Raw genomic sequence first — 19,997 nt, 5'->3', positions numbered from 1 at the left:
CCGCCTGGCTTCTTCAGGCACACGCCCCCGCCACTTATCAAGGCCGATTCAGCCGTTTGGACAGGTCCGCGACGAGGATCGCCATGCGCGCGGGCTTTTCATAACACGCCACGTCGTAGTGACGGATCACCTGGCTGATTTCCGATTCGCTGGCTTTGCCAGTGAGCAGTTCGCCGGTCAGCACGAAGATCGGCGCATCAGGATTTTCCGAGCCGCGCACCGCGCGGATCGCTGACGCCGACGTTTGCGAGCCAAACAGCCAGTCGATCACGACGCCGTCGAACACCTGGGTTTGCAACTGCTCCGCGAACGCGGAGAGCCCGTAGATGGCGACCGCGGCAAACCCGCTGCGTTCCAGATAGTCGCGCAGATTGTCGGCGGACGCCTGATCGTCGTCGACTACGGCGATGGTCGGCTTGTCGGCTTCGGCGCGGCGCGGATAGATCTCGATCTTGTGGACCTCGTACGCGCTCTGGTAGAGCGCACCGTCGTGACGCGCCACGCGCCATTGCCCGAGCCGCGAATACGCGACGAACTCGGGGCGGCTGCCCGGTTCCAGCGCTGCGCCCACCCATGCCGTACAGGCGAGTTCGATCGCGCCGATAGTGAAGATCGCTTCCTGGGCGATCGCGCCGACCATGCCCGGATCGAGCGATTGGGCGCCGAACAGTTGCGCGGCCGGTTCGCCGAAGACCTCGGCGACCTTCTTGATCTGCGACAGTGTCCACGGGCTGTTGCCGCGTAGCTTGCGGTGTCCCTGTGAAAAACTCAGGTCGAGGATCCGGCATAGCTCCGTGGTCTGCTGGCGCTTGCCGATTCCGTGCCGGCTCATCAACTCGCGCACGCGTTCCGCCACGGCGATGGAGTCAGGTGAGTGTGTTTCGTTGGCCATACTGCGTAAGGGTCCGCTGTCTTAAAGTGGGCTGTGGGGTGCTGCCTTGGGACGTCCGGCGACACGCGCCGCGCGTTTGCGATACCGCAGAAAACGGGTACTTCGCATAACCGGAATTCCGCAAGAGACAGCCAATGTACCGTAAAACGCGCCGCGGTCAGCCCTTTTGTATGACCATTCAGACGCGCGAGCGTGCACACACGCCGGCGCGAATTCCAACGACGCGATCGCCTGCTGCCTATTCATTTCGCATCAGTCTATTTTACCGATGAAAAGGTGTCGCATCAGCGAATGACACACTTTTAGCCGGAGGACGCCTTGGACAGCCTTAGTTCGCCGGCATGGCGGCGAGCCTGGCCGCTGACTTTTCGAGGCCATCGAACACACGTTCGGCTACTGCGCCGGGGAAGTGCGGCGGCAGTTGCGCCGCAACTTGCGCGATCACACGTGGCGTGTCGCCGATCAGCCGCTCGATCAGCGGTTCGGCACTCGCGCCGTATGAGCACTTGAGCGCCATCGTATTGAAGTGCCGGCGCTGCACGTCGCGGAACGCGTCATGTTTGCTGCGCGACCACATGCCCATGGCAAGCCGCGCCTTGAACCACGACCACTGGTTTGGGCCGCTGCCTTCCACCGGCCAGATCGACATAACGTCGTAAAGCGGCGTGAGGCGGTAGTGGCCGCCCGGCAATAGGCGAATACTGAAATTTTTCGCGTGACCGTCTGGCGCGGCGAGCATCCAGAAGAGGATCTGGCTGGCCAGCAGTGTTTCGATATCCTGACGCGCATCGACCGACTGCTGCAGCACCCGCGCGAGGTCCAGCACGCCCGGGCCGCCTTCGTTTTCGTACTTGCGATGTGACGGCACCCCGTACACCTGGCAGAAATCCTCCTGTGGCAGGCGCAGGAGCCACTGACCGCTCGAATGCATCTGACGGTCGAAGCGCTCGACGCACAGCACGCGCTGCTTGCCGAATGTGAGAATTTCCGCGTTGGCCACCGGCAGCCCATAGGCGCGCAGAATCCGCAGACACAGCCATTCGTTTTCGACCGACGTGGTCAGATCGGCGCGCCGGTTGCCGACGAGGCCGAGCGGCAGCTTGAAGATATGGGTCGTGGGCGTTGCGCCGTGCGGCCGCAGCCATGCGCCGTCGTGGCGCAACAGCGCCGTTTTCTCCTGTGCGCCGGCCAGCGAGATGCGGAAATCGTCGGTGTCGTCGAGTGCGCCGAGCGCCGCGGAGCTGACCGTGCGCGTCAGCAGCGCTTCGATCTCGTCGTCCGCGAGCGGCGTGCCCTCGATCCGGCCGATGCCGACTGGCCTGTCGTCTTCTCCAAGCAGTTGCACGGCGCCTACGCAGTCGCGGCCGATGGCTTGCAGCAGGTCGAACGCGTCGAGTGTGTCGGTTCTGTAGCGCTGCGCGATGCGCTTTCTGATTGCCTCGCTGTCCGGCAGCAGATTGTCGAAATAGTTGAGCACGCGCGAGCCCTTGTGCGCGAAGTTGCCGGGCGTGAAGGGCAGCGAGAGCGACAGCGGCCGGCCCGCGGCCGACGCGATCCACGGCAGATCGTACGAAAATTCCATTGGGCCGCGCGAAGGCAGGCGCCACACGCCCACGCGCTCACCGTTGGCCCACACCGACAGCGCGCGGGAACGGGTGTGGCGTGCCGGGGACAGTGCGCTCACCATTCGACCGGCGGCCCGGCATCGGGCGCCGTGCCGGACACGGAACCAGACGATGATGCGTTCGGTTCGCCGGTTCTGTCGTTGATTTGCAGTTGCAGACCATAGACGCCGCACAGCGCCAGTAGTTGAGCGAGCGTTAGCGCGGCAGCGTCGGTTTCGAGCGCGGAAATGCGGCTCTGACTGATGCCGACCCGCATGGCGGCTTCTGTTTGGGTCAGTCCCGCCTGACGGCGGCTGGCGGCGAGAAGCTGACACATCTGGTCCGGCGTGGCGATGACGTGGAGCATGGCAAAATATCCGCGAGACGAATAAATGCAGTTTATGCGTCAGACGGATATTTGTCAAATATGCGTATAGCGGATATTTTGCAAATATCTGTGTGAAAGATATTTGCGAATTCTGGTGCTGCGAAAGGCGGGCCGTCGCGACATGCGTCAGAAAGCAAGCGGACAGGCCTGCACCCGCCTGGAGTCGCATTGCAGACAACCGCCTCGCCTGCGAAGATGACGCCCACGTTTTCAATGCCCTGACGAGACCGCGTTCCCTGATGACCACGACTTACCCGCTGCACGCCAATCTCACCACCGCCGATCAACCCTTCCCGAAGCAGGCCGATGTCGTCATTGCCGGCGCGGGCATCATGGGCTGCGCCGCCGCGTACTATCTCGCGCGCCGCGGTCTGGCGGTGGTAGTGCTCGACAAATCGCGGATCGCGGGCCAGCAGTCGTCGCGCGCATGGGGCTTCGTGCGCCAGCAAGGCCGCGAGTCCGCCGAAGTGCCGCTGATGATGGCGAGCATTCCGCTGTGGCAACAACTCGAACGCGAGCTGAACTTCGATCTCGAATGGCGCCAGGGCGGCTGCCTCTATGTCGCGACTCAGGAGGAGGACTGGGCTTCCTTCCAGCAATGGATGGACGTCGCGCGCCAGCACGGGCTCGACACCCGCACGCTGGACCGTCGGCAGATCGACGCGGTCGTAACCGGTATGCAAGGTCCGGCCCTCGGCGGACTCTACACGCCGAGCGACGGCCAGGCCGAACCACGCCGCGCTGCGGCCGCGTTCGCGGCGCGGGCGCGCGAAGCCGGCGCGCTGTTTTTCGAAGGCTGCGGCGTGGTAGGCGTCGAACGCGCGGCCGGCGCGATTGCAGGCGTTGTCACGGAGCGCGGCACGGTCGCGACTTCGCGATTCATTTGTGCGGCGGGCGCGAGCAGCTGGCGTCTGCTCAGAACGCTCGGGCTCGAACTGCCGCAGCAGGCGGTGCGCGGCACCTGCATGCGCACGAACCCGCTGCCGTCGATCACCGCGTCCACTTTCTGGGGGCACGGGCTCGGCATCCGGCAGCGCGCGAACGGCGCGATCAATCTTGCCGACGACATGCAGGTCGACGTGGACATGACGCTCGGCCATTTCCGGGCGCTCAAATGGTTTTTGCCGGAGCTATGGGCTCAACGCGAAAAGTTCAGCTTCCATCTTGATGGCGCCTGTCTGCGTGACCTGCGCGAGCGGTTGCCTGGCGGCGTACCGGCGGCCGAGCGCGTATTGCATCCGCGAGATCCGCATCCGCAGCCGAACGTAAGCCATGCGCCGCGCGCGTTGCAAAAATTGCGCGCACTCTTTCCCGCGCTGAAAGATGCGCAGGTGGTGGAATCCTGGGCCGGTCTGATCGATGTGCTACCCGACGGCATTCCGGTGATCGATGCGCCGCCGCAGGTGCGCGGTTTGACGATCGCCACCGGTTTTTGCGGTCACGGTTTTGCACTGGGGCCGATCGTCGGCCAACTACTGGCCGAGATGAACGACGGTGGCGAGGCTTCGCTCGATCTGTCAGCATTCCGTTTGCAGCGCTTCTTCGACGGCACCATGCAGCGTCCGCGCAGCATGTTGTAGGAATGCCCCTCCCGGCTTTGCGACAGGTGAGCCCCGCTACCTTTGCAATGATCAGGCCCGCTTTCTGCTAAATGGTCACACCGAACATTTGCGATACCGGAATTTGCCATGAACCGACTCCACGCTTTTTTTGCGGTTAGCCTTGTAGCGGCCAGCGCTGCATTGTCTTTGAACGCTGCCCATGCGGCGACCGAAGACGAAGAGGCGAAAGCCTGCCGCGGCGACGCCATCCACTTCTGTTCGAGCGAGATTCCCGATAAGGAAAAGATCACCGCCTGCATGAAGCAACACGTCCAGGAACTGAGTCCCGCCTGTCGGGCGATGTTCAAGGGTGGTAAAAAAAGTGGTGACAAGGGCCGCGACAAGGGCACAGCGCAGTGAGCGACGCCAGAGCGTAGCGTCGGCGCCAGACGAGCGCCAGACGAGCGGCAGTTGCTCCCCGTGACCGCTTTGTGCTGCCTTCTCGCGCCTCACGAAGGATTGAAACGATAACGCTCATGACTCGCCCGACCACGCCCATTTTCGACGCTGCCGCGACCGCGCGGCTGATTCCCTACGCAGCGCTCGTCGACGCATTGAAGCGTGCGAGCATCGATTATGAGGACAAGCGTATCGCGAGTCCCGAGCGGCTCGTCGTGCCGCTGACCGAAGGCGGCATCATGCTGTCGATGCCCGCCACGGCGCCGGATCTCGCGATCCACAAACTGGTCAATGTGTGCGCTGCGAACCGCGCACGTGAATTGCCGACCATCCACGGCCAGGTGATGGCCTTCGACGCGCAGACCGGCGTCACCCTCTTTATCCTCGACGGCCCCACCGTTACCGGCCGGCGCACCGCCGCGATGTCGATGCTCGGCGTTCAGAGTTTCGCATCCGGCACGCCACATGAGTTTCTGCTGATCGGCACCGGCACGCAGTCCTTCAACCATCTGGAAGCGATCGGCGAACTGTATCCGCACGCGCGGGTGTGGATCAAAGGGAGCACACCCGCTCGCGCCGAAGCGTTTTGCGCCGCGCAGCGCGGCAAGGTGAACGAGCTTCGCGCACTGACGGAACCGGACGCCGCGATTCCCGCTTCGGTGGACGTGGTCATTGCGCTGACTACGAGCACGTCGCCGGTCTACGACGAAGCGGCGCGCGCGGAGCGGCTCGTCATCGGCGTCGGCGCATTTACGCCGGCTATGGCCGAGATCGGCGCACGAACGCTCGCGGGCAGCGCGCTTTTCGTCGACGATGAAGCCGGTGCGAGGCATGAGGCCGGCGACTTCATCCAGGCCGACGTCGACTGGTCCACAGTACGGGGAGTGGCTTCTGTTTTGCGCGGGGCGGATGCGTCGGCGGCGTCGCTGAAAAATAGACCGGTCGTTTTCAAAACCGTGGGTTGTGCAGCGTGGGATCTCGCCGCATGCCGGGTCGCGCGCGAGACGCTATCCGATCAATGACTCACGCGGGAACGGCGAAAAAGCCCGAGAAACAGGTACTTGCCATAGTGGGTTGGCATATTGTGCGAACCTGACGCACATGTTGCCGTGCAAACAATCCCAAAACGTTGCAACATGAGCGTTTGCGAGAAAAAAGTGCCGGTTTGGCGAGGCGCGTAGGCTTCGCCTATGCTTGCCTATGCCTTTTCCGCTCCTGATCGACGCCTTCTTCATCACTACGCCGCGACCGCGCTATGACGACCCAACACGCTTCTGCCACTCCCGATTTGCCGCTCGACATGATCATCTTCGGCGGCACCGGCGACCTGTCGTTCCGCAAGCTGCTGCCCGCGCTATACATGGCGCACCTGCACTGCAATCTGCCGCCGGATACCCGCATTCTCACGATCGGCCGCAAGCCGTGGTCGCGTGAGGAATACATCAACGAGTTCATGGAAACGAAGGCAAAGCCCTTCATCGAAAAGAAAGCGTTCGAGGCAGCCGCCTGGGACAAATTCCTCGCGCTCTTCGAATACGTGCGCATGGACGTCGATTCGCCCGAGGACTACGCGCGCCTTGCCGAAGCGTCGCGGCCCGGCGTGCGCCGCGTGTTCTATCTCGCGACGTCGCCGGATCTGTTCACGAATATCTGCGACAACCTGGCGTCGGCCGGATTGATCGACGCCAATTCCCGCGTCGTGCTCGAAAAGCCGCTCGGCCACGACCTCGCCTCCGCGCAGGAAATCAACACGGCGGTCGGCAAGCATTTCAGCGAAGCGCAGATCTACCGGATCGACCATTACCTGGGCAAGGAAACGGTACAGAACCTGATGGTGCTGCGCTTCGGCAACCCGATCTTCGGGCCGCTGTGGCAGGCGCCGTACATCAAGAGCGTGCAGATCACGGTCGCGGAAACCGTCGGCGTGGGCACTCGCGCGGGCTTCTATGACAAGACCGGCGCACTGCGCGACATGGTGCAGAATCATTTGCTGCAGCTGCTGTGTATCGTCGCAATGGAGCCGCCGGTGTCGCTCGACCCGGACGCGGTGCGCGACGAAAAGCTCAAGGTGCTGCGCTCGCTGCGCCCCATGACGGCGGAAGACATCGCGCGCGACACCGTGCGCGGCCAGTACACGGCGGGTGCGGTCGAAGGCGAAGCAGTGAAGGGCTATCAGGAAGAGGAAAACGTGCCGGCGGGCAGCCGCGCGGAAACCTTCGTCGCACTGCGCGCGCATATCAACAACTGGCGCTGGGCGCATGTGCCGTTCTTCCTGCGCACGGGCAAGCGGATGCAGAAGAAGGTGTCGGAGATCGTCATTGAGTTTTCCGAACTGCCGTTCTCGATCTTTCCGAATGGTGGCCATAACTATGGCAATCGTCTCGTAATCCAGCTACAGCCGGAGGAGTCGATCCAGCTGCAGGTGCTCGCCAAGGAACCGGGTAGCGGCATGCATATGGTGCCCGTCAATCTGAATCTGGATCTGCAGCAGGCGTTCACCGAGCGCCGCGCGGAGGCGTATGAGCGTTTGCTGATCGACGTGATTCGCGGGCGTCTGACGCACTTCATGCGCCGCGACGAACTGGAAGCGGCATGGGCGTGGGCCGAGCCGATTCTCGAAGGGTGGGCCAGGTCGAACGAGAAGCCGCGCGCCTATACGGCGGGCACGTTCGGGCCGTCGGCGTCGACAGCGCTGATGGCGCGCGAGAACACGGTGTGGGCGGAAGAATCGCAATGAGCTTCGCCTGAACGATAAAAAAAGAGCGGCCCGTTTCAATACGGGCCGTTTTTTTTTTGCGCGCGCAGCGCGCCGGCTTACAGCAACAAGATCGTTAATGCGGCGGATTGCTCGTGCTAGTCCGATGAAGATGACGATTTGTTTTCAGTATGTTTACGTCTATGATGACTCTCCCGATCGCGCAACAACGCGATATCAGAAAAAGGAGACATCAATGAAGCGGGTTCTCGTGGCATTGACAGGCGTAGCCAGCCTGGTGGCAACTCTCGCTCTTCCCGCGTGTGGCGGCAGCAGTATCAATTCGCCCGCCGACCCACCCAAGGTTATTATCGACAGCGATTACAACACGTTAAGCGACGACGGCCAGCTTGGCGTCATGGCGGCACAGTTGCAGGCACAGGGGTCGCTCAAGGTGCTGGGCATTACCGTGGTATCTGGAAACCAGTGGCTGAAGCAGGGTGTCGCAGACGCGTTGAAATCAGTCGAACGTCTCGGCGTCGAAAATCAGATCGGCGTCTATGCGGGCGCCAATTACGCGCTGTCGCACGATTACGCGACCATTCAGGCAGAGCTCAAGCAATTCCCCGGTGGCGACGGTTATCTCGGCGCATGGAATACACCCGAGCCAAAATCGGATAGCGATCTCGTTGCACCACCCGATGGCTTTGCCACGCACACTAAAGTGCAGAGCAAGAGCGCGGTGGACTTTATCGTCGACTCCGTCAAGCAATATCCGGGGCAAGTCACCATTCTTGCAATCGGCCCGTTGACCAATATTGCGCTCGCCACACGTGAGCATCCTGAGATCGTTCCGTTGATCAAACAGATCATCTACATGGGCGGAGCAATCGACGTCGCGGGAAATACCACGCCTACGGCAGAATTCAACTGGTGGTTCGACCCGGAAGCCGCGAAAACGGTGCTGCGGTTGCCGATCAGGCAGGTAGTGGTGCCGCTCGACGTAACGGATACCGTGAAGATGGACAAGACGCTCTACGACCGCGTCGCGCACGACCCGAACAGGCAGACCATCATTACGCAGCTTTTCAAAACGTTGAATGGGTATGGCTTCGACGGCAAGAACGGCTTCGAGACGAATCCGAACTACACGACGAACATCTGGGACACGTTGACGCTCGCGTATCTGATGCGTCCTTCTTTCGCGACGCAAACGGTGGAAGAGTGGGTGGACGTGGATACGACTTTCGGCGCGAATGACGGCAAGGCAACGGGTTACACGAGTTCGCCGCCGGCGGGCTTGCAGAAGATGACAGTCGTCAAGCGCTTCGATAATCCCAGCTTCTTCGACTTCTACGTGGATCTGCTGACGCGTCCAGTGCCGGTCAAACTGCCGGGCTGACGCACCGAGGGTTGCTGCCGTGGACCGGCATCGCACCGCCTCAGGCGGGATGCAGGCCACGCAGCAACTGGCGCACGCGCGAGAGATCCTGCTCGACGTGCTCGGTCTTCTCGAACAACTCCACGAGCCAGTCGACGAACGCGCGCACGCGCGGCGAAACACGGCGGTTTTTCACATACGCAACCGAGACCGGCATCGGCACGGGTTTCCATTGCGGCAGGACTTCGCGCAGCAGACCGGAGTCGAGGTACGGCTGCGCGGCGATCCGTGCGGGCTGAATGAGCCCGAGCCCTTGCAGGCCGCAAGTCAGGTAAGCGTGTTCGTCGCTCACTTTGATGAAGCCGTTGACTTTCACGCCTTGCGCCTCGCCCTCTACTTCGAAATCGAAATCCACTTCGCGCCCGTTGAGCGGCGACATGCAGTTGACCGCGACGTGCTCGCGCAGATCATCCAGGCTCGCGGGCGTGCCGTAGCGCGCGAGATAAGCGGGACTGGCGCACGTCACGTGTTCCAGCGTGCCCAATTGCCGCGCGACCAGATTCGAATCCGGCAGTTCGCCGAGTTGAATCCTGCAGTCGATCGCTTCGGAGATCAGGTCCACCGTGCGATTGCTGATGCCGATGGCGAGGTCGAGATGCGGATAGCGCGCGTGAAATTCGTCCAATGCCGGCAGCACGATAGCACTCGCGACTGCGCCGGGCATTTCTATACGCAGGCGGCCGCTGAGGTTGTCTGTCGAATGGCGAATGCTGGCTTCCATCTCGTCGATGTCGGCGAGGATCTGCGCGCAGCGCTCGTAGTAGGCCGCGCCTTCCGGCGTAACGCTCAGGCGCCGTGTTGTGCGGGCGAGCAGCGCTGTGCCTAGCAGGGCTTCCAGATTCTGAACGATGGTGGTCGCCGTCGCACGCGGGATGTTCAATGACTCCGCCGCACGGGTGAAGCTGTTGGTGTCCACGATCCGGACGAATGTCCGCATGGCGGTAATTCTGTCGAGCATGGGTTTTACTCCATCGAAATCCGGGTTTCATTCGTCATTCGGGTCGGTTTCGGCATTTAGAAATGCCGAAATAACGGGAACGATCAACGTTGCACGTGTTCAGTGCGGAACCCATTGATTCGGTATCCAGAACACAGTAAGAAGCGGCTTTATAAATGCGTCGCCGCAAGAATGACTGGCTTGTCACCAACGCGGGATACGGACCACTTCCCCTTCAGGCCGGGGGACGCGCTTATGGACTGGCGGTTTGAAGCCTGCATTGCTGGCTTGCTTGCGGCCTGCATGGCCGCAACGCAAGTGTGTGCCGCCCGGCAAAGGGGCGGCACGAATAGACCACTCGCACAACAACAGGAGGCCAGCGCCACGGGCAACCCAACCCGCCCGTCGCGCGGACCTGACAATCCCGCTATTACTTCCTCAGAGAATCGAGATCAATGACGAACCGGTACTTGACATCACTCTTGAGCATCCGTTCATATGCCTCATTAATCTGCTGCATCGGAATCACCTCGATATCGGAAGTAATTCCATGCTCACCACAGAAGTCCAGCATCTCCTGCGTTTCAGCAATCCCGCCAATCAACGAACCCGCCAGGCGGCGGCGTTTCATGATCAGGTTGAACACTTGCGGCGACGGGTGATCATGCTCCGGCGCACCCACGAGAGCCATCGTGCCGTCCCGCTTCAGCAGGTTCAGGAACGGATTCAGGTCATGCGGCGCGGCGACCGTGTTCACGATCAGATCGAAACTGTTCGCGTGCGCTTCCATCTCTTCCGGGTTCTTCGAAATGACCACTTCGTGCGCGCCCAGACGCTTCGCGTCTTCGATCTTCGAAGGCGACGTGGTGAACAGCACGACGTGCGCGCCCATCGCGCGCGCAAGCTTCACGCCCATGTGGCCGAGCCCGCCGAGACCGACGACCCCGACCTTCTTGCCAGGACCAGCACCCCATGTGCGTAGCGGCGAATACGTGGTGATGCCCGCGCACAGCAGCGGCGCGACGCCGGCCGGATCCAGATTGTCCGGCACGCGCAGCGTGAATGCTTCGTCCACGACGAGTTGGGTGGAGTAGCCGCCATACGTGTTCTTGCCGTCGACCTTGTCCGTGCCGTTATACGTACCGACAAATCCGTTTTCGCAATACTGTTCGAGCCCTTCCGCACAGCTCGTGCACGTGCGGCACGAATCGACGAGGCATCCGACGCCGACCAGTTCGCCCACCTTGAATTTCGTCACATCCGAACCCACCGCAGTCACGCGGCCGACGATCTCATGGCCCGGCACAACCGGATAAACAGTGTTTTTCCATTCATTGCGCGCCTGATGCAAATCGGAATGGCACACGCCGCAAAACAGGACTTCCATCTGTACATCGTGGGCACGCAGTTCGCGGCGCTGGATTTCGAACGGAGCGAGCGGCGTGGTAGCGTCGGTCGCTGCATAGGCATAAGTCGTGCTCATGGGTAGCTCCAGCAAGAGGGTGATGATTGCAAGGCGCCGTCGACAGGCGACGCATGTCGCCGATGCGGCTGAACCTTCTGAAGGCCGGGATCAAGGCGCCCGCAGTGACCGCGCAATCCGCCGAAGCAGTGAATTGACGGCCAAGCCCGCAAGGCGCCGGACATCACGATCCGGCAGGGTTCCCATGTTAGGAGCCGGGCACGCTATCGGGAATACCTGAATGTCTTGAAGATTTGCCTAAATCTCTTGCCCACGAGCGCGGTAGGCTGTTTGGTGCTAAATTTCAAGCATTATTCTCTTGCTCGTCACTATATCGTCATGTCGTCACACGCTGTCCACCCCGACGCCACCCAAGCCGCGCAGCAGCGCGTCGCCGAGCTGTTCGATTTGCTGGCGCCCAATCCCGGCTTCACACGTTCGAGTCTGGAGGGCGTCAGTCTGATGCGCGCCAATGCCCCCATGCCGCGTATGCCAGTCATGTATGAACCGAGCATTGTGATTGTTTGTCAGGGGCGCAAACGGGGCTTTCTCGGCGATCAGGTGTTCCAGTACGACGCGCAGCAGTATCTGGTGCTGTCCGTGCCGCTGCCGTTCGAATGCGAAACGGAAGCCACGCCCGAGGCACCGTTCCTCGCGATTTCCGTGCGCGTCGATCTCGCGATGGTGGCGGAGTTGCTGATGGCGTTGAACGAATCGCAGGGCGCCGCGCAGAACGATCCCGTCGGCATCTACTCAACACCGCTCGACGCACCGTTGTCCAACGCCGTGCTGCGCTTGATGGACGCCTTGGCGTCGCCGCTCGACGCGCGCATTCTTGCACCCGGAATCGTGAAGGAGATCTGCTATCGCGTGCTGACGGGCGAGCAGGGCGATGCGATCCGCGCAGCGCTCACGCATCAGAATCATTTCGGCCGCATTGCCAAGGCACTGCGCCGTATTCATGCGGACTACCAGGGTTCACTCGACGTCGATACGCTTGCGGCGGAAGCGGGCATGAGCCTCGCCGTTTTCCATGCGCAGTTCAAGGCCGTTACCTCGACCTCGCCGATGCAGTATGTGAAAACCACGCGCCTGCATCACGCACGTTTGCTGATGGTGCAGGACGGCCTGAACGCGGGCGCGGCGGCTGCGCGGGTCGGCTACGAGAGCGCGTCGCAATTCAGCCGCGAATTCAAGCGCCTTTTTGGACTGAGCCCGGTGGACGAAGTCAAACGTATGCGCACGGTGTACGACGCGCCGCCCGCGCGTGTGCCGAAGCCGGTCGCACGTTACGTGACTGCTGTGTGATGCGTCGCCGGGGCGGCTTCGCGGCTACAGGCCACTAAACCAGTTATAGCCCTGGTCTTCCCAGTAGCCGCCCGGATTCGTGTTGGTGACGAAGATCGCGGCAATGTGCTTGGGGTTCTTGAAGCCGAGCTTGGTGGGCACACGTAACTTCAGCGGATACCCGTATTTCGCCGGCAGAGGCGCGTCGCGGAAGTCGAGCGTGAGTTGCGTCTGCGGATGAAGCGCGGTTGCCATGTCGAGGCTCGAATAATAGCGGTCCGCGCATTTGAAGCCGACGTAGCGTGCGTTCAGATCGGCGCCGACACGCTCCAGAAACGTGCGAAAAGGCACGCCGCGCCATTGGCCAATCGCGCTCCAGCCTTCAATGCAGATGTGCCGCGTAATCTGCGAGGCCTGCGGCAGCGCACGCAGTTGTTCGAGCGTCCAGGTGCTTCTGTTCGAGACGAGACCGGAAACTTCAAGTTCAAACGTCGAACCGTCGATGTCCGGTGCGTCGAACTCTGGATAGAACGCGTTGAACGGAAACGGGTCGGTGATCTGGCTCGCCGCGTAGGTCGGCGCGAGGCGGTTGCGATTGAAGAGCCACGCCTGCACGCGATCGTTCCAGCGCGACATGGCCCACAACACCTTGTCGACCGAATCGCCGTCCTGCATGTTGCAGCCGGACAGCATGGCGAGCGCGCCGATCGATAACGACGAGCGCAAAAAGAGACGCCGTTGCAGACGTTCGATTTGCGGTTTGTGATCGGCGAGAACGACGCGCGAGGTCCTGCCGTGCGTGACGTCGCCAGGATACTTGCTGCTGGGATCGGTTGTATTCATGCGTGATTCTCTTTCTGCGCGACGTGTTTCGCGCGCCCCGTCAACATGGGCAGTAGTGTGCGCGGCACCAGCAGCACCAGCGACAGATGCACGGCAACGAATCCGACCACGCCGGCCATCGCAATGAAATGCACGCGCCTCGCCAGGTCGAAACCGCCGAATAGCGCGGTGAGCCACGAAAATTGCACAGGCTTCCAGATCGACAGTCCCGACGCGACCAGCACGACGCCAAGCAGAAGAACGACCCAATAAAGCGCGCGTTGTACCGCGTTATATCTGCCGGTATCGTGCGCAAGCCTGAAACGCAGCGCCAATGCCGCGTCGTGCATGACGTCGCGAGGATGAACCGGCAAAAGCTTGCGGCGCAGATGCCCGCGTGCGACGCCATAAGTGAGATACAGCAGGCCATTTCCGCACAGCAGCCACATGGCGGCGAAATGCCATGCAATCGATCCGCCGAGCCAGCCGCCGACGGTGGCCCACGCCGGAAATCTGAACGGGAAGAAGGGCGACGCGTTATAGATCGCCCAACCACTCATCACCATGCAGACCATGGCGAACGCGTTGACCCAATGCGTGACGCGAACGATCAGCGGATGAACGACGATGGAGCGCTTGAGCGGGTCGGGCATGGCTATCAGGAAAGTAAGGTCAAAGGTCTGCGAATATGCAATCAGAAGGCAGTGCGGCCGGCTGGATTGCGGCTATGGGCGAATCTGTCCGGCGCATCGCTTCGCATGGCTTCGCATCGTCTTGCATCACTTCGCAGCCAAACGCATCGCATCCGTTGCACAGGAACGGCTCTGCCTGAGCCCGCCCCGTCACATCGGCGGCGTTACACCGTGTTCGCCTGCCGAGATGAAGTTGGCCGCCATCGTGCCGTCGGCGTCCTTGTGGGCGAACAGCACGACCTTGGCGCCCGGCACCAGCAGCGAGCGATCACCTGGTTCGAGACTCACGATCGGCACGTCTTGCGGAATGACGATTTTCTTCTCGCCATCCTTGTATTTGACCGTTATCGTGCGGCCGTTGCTCACCACGAGCGAGCCCACGGTGCCGTTCGTCATCGAACTGTTCGCGCCGAGATCCCACGGACGATGGCCTTCGCCAGAGCCGCGCATGCTCGCCGGGAACACATGCACTTCGAGTGCCTTCAACGTGCCGTCCGCCTGCGGAATGGCCGCCGTACCGACGTAGCTATCGGGCTTGATGTCGTTGACGCTGGCGAGCGCCACGCCGCGAATCGGCGTGTCTTTCGCGAGCTTCACGTCGACGTCCTTGCCGTCGCGCGTATGCACTTTCAACAGATCGCCCGACAATGACGTGACGGTGCCCCGCACGCCGGTGGGCGCGGCGGTTTGGGCCTGCACGGCGCCGGCACTCGCGAACAGGGCGGCGGCAACGAACGCAGGGGCAACGAATGCGCGCAGTGCGTTCGTGGAAACGATCTTCATGTATCTGCTCCAGGTGGGTGAACGATATCAGGCAGGTTAAGGGTGCGAGTGGCTCCGCCGGGTGACAGTCGAATGACAAAAACGTCATGAACGCGGTATTGCAGCCACGTAAAATGGCCGTCACGGCTATGTCCTGCGTCCGCGCCGGGCGGGTGGCCATTCAGAATGAGGGAGCAGCAGGCATCATGAGCATTCTCGTCATCGAAGACGATCTGAAAACCGGTGATTATCTGAAGAAGGGCTTGCGCGAAAGCGGCTATGCGGTCGATCTCGCGCGTACCGGCACGGACGGTCTGCACATGGCGCTCGAACATGCGTACGACCTCGTCGTGCTCGACGTGATGCTGCCGGGCATCGACGGCTGGGAAATCATGCGGGCATTGCGCGCGCGGCGCGACCTGCCGGTCATTTTCCTGACCGCCCGGGATCATGTCAGCGACCGCATTCGCGGTCTCGAACTCGGCGCGGACGATTATCTGGTCAAGCCTTTTTCATTTACCGAGTTGGTGCTGCGCATCCGCACGCTGCTGCGTCGCGGCGTAATCCGCGAAAGCGACGTGTTCGAGATTGCCGACCTCAAGCTCGATGTTTTGCGTCGCAAGGTCACGCGCGAAGGCATGGAAATACCGCTCACGAACAAGGAATTCATGCTGCTGCATCTGCTCGTGCGGCGGCAGGGCGAAGCGTTGTCGCGCACGCAGATCGCGTCGGAAGTATGGGACATGAATTTCGACAGCGATACGAACGTAGTGGACGTCGCGGTCAAACGCCTGCGCGCGAAGATCGATCATCCGTTTGAAAAGAAGCTGATTCACACGGTGCGCAGCATCGGTTACACGTTCGGTGACGGATCGTGAAACTGTGGACCGAGCGTTCGCTGACCGCGCGCACCACGATTCTTTTTGCGTCCATTGCGTGCGCGGTGATTGGCACGCTCGGCGCGTATTTCTACCATTCAGCCGAAGTGTCGCTGGAACATCGCGCGGATCTGGTGCTGACTGCCCGCGTCGAGCATTTCAGCCGTATCGTGCGCGATCTTTATTCGGTGAGCGAACTAAAGAACCGGCCGCTCCTGTTCGAGACCATGCTTGGCGCCGAGCAGGACGTGCTCGTGTTTCGTCATCCCGGCGAGGCGCCGTTCATCGACGTGAATCCCGCAGGCATGGCGATACCCGTGTTATGGGCCGACAACGGCGGCCGCCTGCCAACTCTCGCCGATGTACGCCAGACGCGCCTGCCTGACGGCGTGCCGGTCCACTGGGCCATTGCCCGCGCGAAGGCACGCGAGGACGGCACGGAAGTGGAGGTGATCGCCGCGCACCCCATGACAGAAGAAGTACGCATGCTGGCCGCCTACCGGAACCGCATTCTGCTGGCGACATTCATCGGTATGCTGGCCGCGACGCTACTGGGTTACTACGTGCTGCGCCGCACGTTGCGGCCGGTCCGGGACATTGCGACCCGCGCCGCGCAGATCAGCCCCGCGAGCCTGTCCGTGCGGCTGGACAGCAGCGCTGCGCCGCTCGAACTGCGGCAACTCACGCATGCGTTCAATGCCATGCTCGACCGTCTTGCCGATGGTTATCAGCGCCTGTCGCAGTTTTCCGCCGATCTGGCGCACGAGATCCGCACGCCGGTCGGCGCGTTGATCGGGCAGACCCAGGTCACGCTTGCCAAGCCCCGCGAAGTCGATGAATACCAGCAGTTGCTCGAATCCAATCTGGAGGAACTGAACCGCCTGAGCCACATCGCGGAGAACATTCTGTTTCTCGCGCATGCGGATCACGCGGCAGTGACCATCGAGCGTGAATCGCTCGATCTGCATGGTGAACTCGTGAGGATCGCTGAATATTTCGAGGGGCCGGCCGACGAGCGCAACATGCGTTTCGACGTCGACGCGCGCGGCGTCGCCACGGTCAATCCCATGTTATGCCGGCGCGCGATCAACAATCTGGTGGTCAACGCCGTGCGGTATGGCGCGGGCGGCACCGTGGTGCGCATGCGTGGCGAGCAGGACGCACAGGGCGCGATAGTGACGGTGGAAAACGACGGCGAGCCGATTCCGCCCGACCAGCTCGACCGCTTATTCGACCGTTTCTACCGTGCGGACAGCGCGCGCAGTGCGATGACCGAATCGCACGGCTTGGGATTGGCGATTGTCAAGGCGATCATGCATTTGCACGGCGGCAGCGCGCGCGTATTGTGCCCGGCGAGAGGCGTGGTGCGCTTCGAACTGCGTTTTCCGGGCGTCTGACTGCAGCAGGTAGCGCGCCTGCACAGTGTCAATCGCGCTGCGTGCCGCTCGTCGACTGGTTTGCGTAATGCGTGCGCTTTTCCTCGTACATCAGGAGATCGGCGCGCTGCACGCCCGCTTCGAGCCGCTCGCCACGCTGGCAGGTCGCCGCGCCCATCGAGAAGCTCAGCAGCGAGCCGGGGTAGAACTGGTTGTTCATCTCTACCAGCTGACGGATTGCGTCGATCATCGCCGCGCCGCCGCGTTCGTCGGTATCGGGCAACAGGATTGCAAATTCGTCGCCGCCAATACGCGCGGCGTGAAACGGCGCTTCCATCGCCTTCGCCAGCACTTCGCCCGCGCGACGCAGCAGCGCGTCGCCGGCCGCATGGCCCAGCTGGTCGTTCACGCGCTTCAAACCGTTCAGGTCGGCCATGATGATCGTCACCGGCCACGGGCCCTTGCGCTCCAGCCGGTTCAATTCGTCGACGTAAAACGAGCGGTTGCGCAGTTTGGTCAGCACGTCGTGCTTGCCGAGAAACTCCAGGTAGGCCTCGGCCTTCTTGCGCGCGGTGATGTCGGTGAGCGCGACGAGCACCAGGTCCCAGTTTTTCTCATGCCCGGGCAACACCGAGAATTGCAGGTGCACGTGCACCTCGCCGCCGTCGAGCGAATAGTTCAGCACCTCGCGCTGCTGGAAGAGCTTGCCGTCCCACAGGTCGAGCAACTGCTCACGAAAATGCAGACGCATGTCGTCGCGGAACACTTCGGAAAGCCGCGAGAGCAGCGTTTTCTTGTCCTGTGCGCCGAACATCTCGAGCGTGTGCTGGTTCACGTCGAGCACATGGATCTCGGCCATGCAACGTTCGACGAACTCGGGATGCACGTCCGTGAACACGCGAAAGTCGCTGATGCCGGCTGCGCGGGCTTCATCGAGCAAGCGTTTGACCGCGCTGAAATCCTCTACCCACAGCGAAACCGGCGAATGCTCGAAGAGGCCGCGTACATATTGTTCAGCCAGCGCCACGCGATGCCGCGCGCCTTCCAGTTCGGTGATGTCTTCAGTCGACACCAGCACGCGATCCCAGCGCGCTTCATGACCCGGCAGCACGGTGCCCTTGAGCAGCACGTCAAGCCGCCGGCCGCCGAGCGTGTAATTCACGGTTTGACTGGTGAAATGCGACTCGCCGGCCCATAGCTGGCACAGTTCTTCGAGATGCGTTTTCAGCATGTCGTCGCGGAAAACCGACCCGATACTGCGGGTCAGCGCGTCGAAGTCGGCGGCCTCGAATTGCGAGAGCGTCTTCTGATTGACCTTGATGACGCGGATGCTGTGCGCGCACTGGGCGACGAAGGTCGGATTGGCGGCGAAATGCGCGCGCAGGTCGGTCACACCGTCCGCCCGCCATGCGTCGAAGAGCGCGCGCACGCCGCTGAAGTCTTCTAGCCACAGCGAAACAGGCGCGAGTTCAAACATCTCGGAATCGTCATTCGTGGCGGCGGAGCCGAGCGGCAGGATATCCAGCATGAGAATCTCTTGATCGGAAGTCCGACTATTTTAAGACGGGATCGGCGTCGGTTGAAAAGATTGGCGGCGGGCGGGTCGATGGCGCGCGTGGCTCATTCAGCGGAATTAACGGCCAGCCACCGCGCGACTTGAGGCAAAGCCGTGCTCGCTTCGCGCGCTTTGCCGTCTGCGCCTGCATGCGCCCTGCAATTGCCTTTCAGGCGACCGTTACGGCAGCACGCCCGCAGCCTTGCTACACTCGTCGGACGTAGCCTCCGTCCGCCCACGCAGCCAGACATCTTTCATCATGAAGCCCACTTTGCTGGTCCTGATCCAGTTGAACGAGTCGAGCCTTGCCAGTCTTGCGGCCGACTTCGAGATCATCTACGCACCCACACCGGGCGAGCGCGGAGCAGCGCTGGATACGCACGGTGACGCGGTGCGCGCCGTGCTGACCAACGGAACGACCGGACTGAGCGCCGCCGACATCGACCGCATGCCACGGCTGGAGTTCGTCAGCGCGCTCGGTGCCGGCTTCGAAAACCTGGCCGTCGATCATGCCCGGGCACACGGTATCGTGCTCGCGAATGGCGCGGGCACGAACGACCACTGCGTCGCCGATCACGCTTTCGCGTTACTACTGGCGGTAGTGCGCGCGGTGCCGCATCTGGACCACGCCACACGCGCTGGCGTCTGGCGCGATACGTTGCCCATGCAGCCTAATGTCTCCGGCAAACGCCTTGGTATTGTCGGGCTCGGCCATATCGGCGAGAAAGTGGCGCGGCGGGGCACGGGATTCGACATGCAGGTCGGCTATCACAACCGCCGACCACGCGAAGCTTCGCCACTGCAATACTTCGACACCGTCGAAGCGCTCGCGCAGTGGGCTGACTTTCTGGTCGTGTGCACGCCCGGTGGCCCCGGAACGCACCATCTGATCGGCAAGGACGTGTTCGACGCGCTGGGTCCGAACGGTTATGTGGTGAACGTTTCGCGAGGCAGCGTGCTCGATACCGCGGCGCTGGCCCAGGCGCTCACGGCGAACGCGATTGCCGGCGCGGCGCTCGACGTCTACGAGGGCGAACCCAAGCCGCCGCAGGCGTTGCTCACGCTGCACAATGTGGTGTTGACGCCGCATGTGGCCGGCCGTTCGCCGGAAGCCGTCACCGCCTCGGTCGATAACTTCCTGACCAACGCGCGCCGGCATTTCACGGGACAACCCGTGCTGACGCCGATCTGAACGATGCAGCGCCG

The 19,997-nt window shown here is 62.1% G+C and carries 18 protein-coding genes; 9 read left to right on the top strand and 9 right to left on the bottom strand.

Going from position 1 to position 19,997, the window contains the following annotated elements; translation table 11 throughout:
- Positions 1-37: 37 nt before the first annotated feature.
- From AAGS40_RS20755 to AAGS40_RS20745, 3 genes are all read right to left on the bottom strand, one after another.
- Positions 38-892: a helix-turn-helix domain-containing protein gene (locus AAGS40_RS20755; protein ID WP_345814652.1), complete on the bottom strand. Its 855-nt coding sequence runs from the start codon at positions 890-892 to the stop codon at positions 38-40.
- Positions 893-1,220: 328 nt separating this feature from the next.
- Positions 1,221-2,579 (bottom strand): type II toxin-antitoxin system HipA family toxin, encoded by a 1,359-nt coding sequence (locus AAGS40_RS20750; RefSeq protein ID WP_345814651.1) that lies wholly within the window; start codon positions 2,577-2,579, stop codon positions 1,221-1,223.
- Positions 2,573-2,863 (bottom strand): helix-turn-helix transcriptional regulator, encoded by a 291-nt coding sequence (locus AAGS40_RS20745; RefSeq protein ID WP_345814650.1) that lies wholly within the window; start codon positions 2,861-2,863, stop codon positions 2,573-2,575. Before AAGS40_RS20745 ends, AAGS40_RS20750 begins: the two co-directional genes overlap by 7 nt.
- 260 nt (positions 2,864-3,123) lie before the next feature.
- On the opposite strand from AAGS40_RS20745, the gene AAGS40_RS20740 reads away from it, so the two are divergent.
- The 5 genes from AAGS40_RS20740 (at position 3,124) to AAGS40_RS20720 (ending at position 8,981) form a co-directional block, all read left to right on the top strand.
- The gene (locus AAGS40_RS20740; protein WP_345814648.1) at positions 3,124-4,464 is read left to right on the top strand and encodes an FAD-binding oxidoreductase; all 1,341 of its coding nucleotides are present in this window, start codon (positions 3,124-3,126) and stop codon (positions 4,462-4,464) included.
- 108 nt (positions 4,465-4,572) lie between these two features.
- Complete coding sequence (locus AAGS40_RS20735) at positions 4,573-4,845, top strand: hypothetical protein (protein ID WP_345814647.1); 273 nt, start codon at positions 4,573-4,575, stop codon at positions 4,843-4,845.
- A 116-nt stretch (positions 4,846-4,961) separates the two neighbouring features.
- A complete protein-coding gene (gene lhpI / locus AAGS40_RS20730) occupies positions 4,962-5,906 on the top strand; it encodes a bifunctional Delta(1)-pyrroline-2-carboxylate/Delta(1)-piperideine-2-carboxylate reductase (protein WP_345814646.1) in 945 nt (314 codons plus the stop codon).
- 233 nt (positions 5,907-6,139) lie between these two features.
- Positions 6,140-7,621, top strand: coding sequence for a glucose-6-phosphate dehydrogenase (gene zwf / locus AAGS40_RS20725; RefSeq protein ID WP_345814645.1), 1,482 nt, complete (start codon positions 6,140-6,142; stop codon positions 7,619-7,621).
- Between the two features lie 214 nt (positions 7,622-7,835).
- The gene (locus AAGS40_RS20720; protein WP_345814643.1) at positions 7,836-8,981 is read left to right on the top strand and encodes a nucleoside hydrolase; all 1,146 of its coding nucleotides are present in this window, start codon (positions 7,836-7,838) and stop codon (positions 8,979-8,981) included.
- Between the two features lie 40 nt (positions 8,982-9,021).
- Here the strand turns inward: AAGS40_RS20720 and AAGS40_RS20715 are convergent, their stop codons facing one another.
- Both AAGS40_RS20715 and AAGS40_RS20710 read right to left on the bottom strand, forming a co-directional pair.
- Complete coding sequence (locus AAGS40_RS20715; RefSeq protein ID WP_345814642.1) at positions 9,022-9,978, bottom strand: LysR family transcriptional regulator; 957 nt, start codon at positions 9,976-9,978, stop codon at positions 9,022-9,024.
- A 409-nt stretch (positions 9,979-10,387) separates the two neighbouring features.
- A complete protein-coding gene (locus AAGS40_RS20710) occupies positions 10,388-11,440 on the bottom strand; it encodes an NAD(P)-dependent alcohol dehydrogenase (protein WP_345814640.1) in 1,053 nt (350 codons plus the stop codon).
- A 318-nt stretch (positions 11,441-11,758) separates the two neighbouring features.
- Between AAGS40_RS20710 and AAGS40_RS20705 the strand changes: the two genes are divergently transcribed.
- Positions 11,759-12,727 carry an AraC family transcriptional regulator gene (locus AAGS40_RS20705; protein WP_345814639.1) on the top strand — a complete coding sequence of 323 codons (969 nt, stop codon included), beginning with the start codon at positions 11,759-11,761 and terminating at the stop codon, positions 12,725-12,727.
- 24 nt (positions 12,728-12,751) lie between these two features.
- On the opposite strand, the gene AAGS40_RS20700 is transcribed toward AAGS40_RS20705, so the two are convergent.
- The 3 genes from AAGS40_RS20700 to AAGS40_RS20690 form a co-directional block, all read right to left on the bottom strand.
- A complete protein-coding gene (locus AAGS40_RS20700; protein ID WP_345814638.1) occupies positions 12,752-13,549 on the bottom strand; it encodes a molybdopterin-dependent oxidoreductase in 798 nt (265 codons plus the stop codon).
- Positions 13,546-14,181, bottom strand: coding sequence for a cytochrome b/b6 domain-containing protein (locus AAGS40_RS20695; RefSeq protein ID WP_345814636.1), 636 nt, complete (start codon positions 14,179-14,181; stop codon positions 13,546-13,548). The genes AAGS40_RS20700 and AAGS40_RS20695 overlap by 4 nt, the downstream gene beginning before the upstream one ends.
- A 189-nt stretch (positions 14,182-14,370) precedes the next feature.
- Positions 14,371-15,003: a hypothetical protein gene (locus AAGS40_RS20690; RefSeq protein WP_345814635.1), complete on the bottom strand. Its 633-nt coding sequence runs from the start codon at positions 15,001-15,003 to the stop codon at positions 14,371-14,373.
- Positions 15,004-15,188: 185 nt separating this feature from the next.
- Here AAGS40_RS20690 and AAGS40_RS20685 point away from each other — a divergent pair, with 185 nt between their 5' ends.
- A complete protein-coding gene (locus tag AAGS40_RS20685; RefSeq protein ID WP_345814634.1) occupies positions 15,189-15,860 on the top strand; it encodes a heavy metal response regulator transcription factor in 672 nt (223 codons plus the stop codon).
- The gene (locus AAGS40_RS20680; protein ID WP_345814633.1) at positions 15,857-17,257 is read left to right on the top strand and encodes a heavy metal sensor histidine kinase; all 1,401 of its coding nucleotides are present in this window, start codon (positions 15,857-15,859) and stop codon (positions 17,255-17,257) included. Before AAGS40_RS20685 ends, AAGS40_RS20680 begins: the two co-directional genes overlap by 4 nt.
- A 28-nt stretch (positions 17,258-17,285) precedes the next feature.
- Here AAGS40_RS20680 and AAGS40_RS20675 read toward each other — a convergent pair whose 3' ends face one another.
- Positions 17,286-18,764 (bottom strand): sensor domain-containing diguanylate cyclase, encoded by a 1,479-nt coding sequence (locus tag AAGS40_RS20675; protein WP_345814632.1) that lies wholly within the window; start codon positions 18,762-18,764, stop codon positions 17,286-17,288.
- 286 nt (positions 18,765-19,050) lie between these two features.
- Here AAGS40_RS20675 and AAGS40_RS20670 point away from each other — a divergent pair, with 286 nt between their 5' ends.
- Entirely contained in the window at positions 19,051-19,983 is a 933-nt protein-coding gene (locus AAGS40_RS20670) for a 2-hydroxyacid dehydrogenase (protein ID WP_345814631.1), read from the top strand.
- Positions 19,984-19,997 lie beyond the last annotated feature (14 nt).

It is taken from the genome of Paraburkholderia sp. PREW-6R (genome assembly GCF_039621805.1).
Taxonomy (GTDB): domain Bacteria; phylum Pseudomonadota; class Gammaproteobacteria; order Burkholderiales; family Burkholderiaceae; genus Paraburkholderia.
The sequence above is the reverse complement of the archived record's forward strand: the minus strand, read 5'-3'. Positions and strand labels throughout refer to the sequence as shown.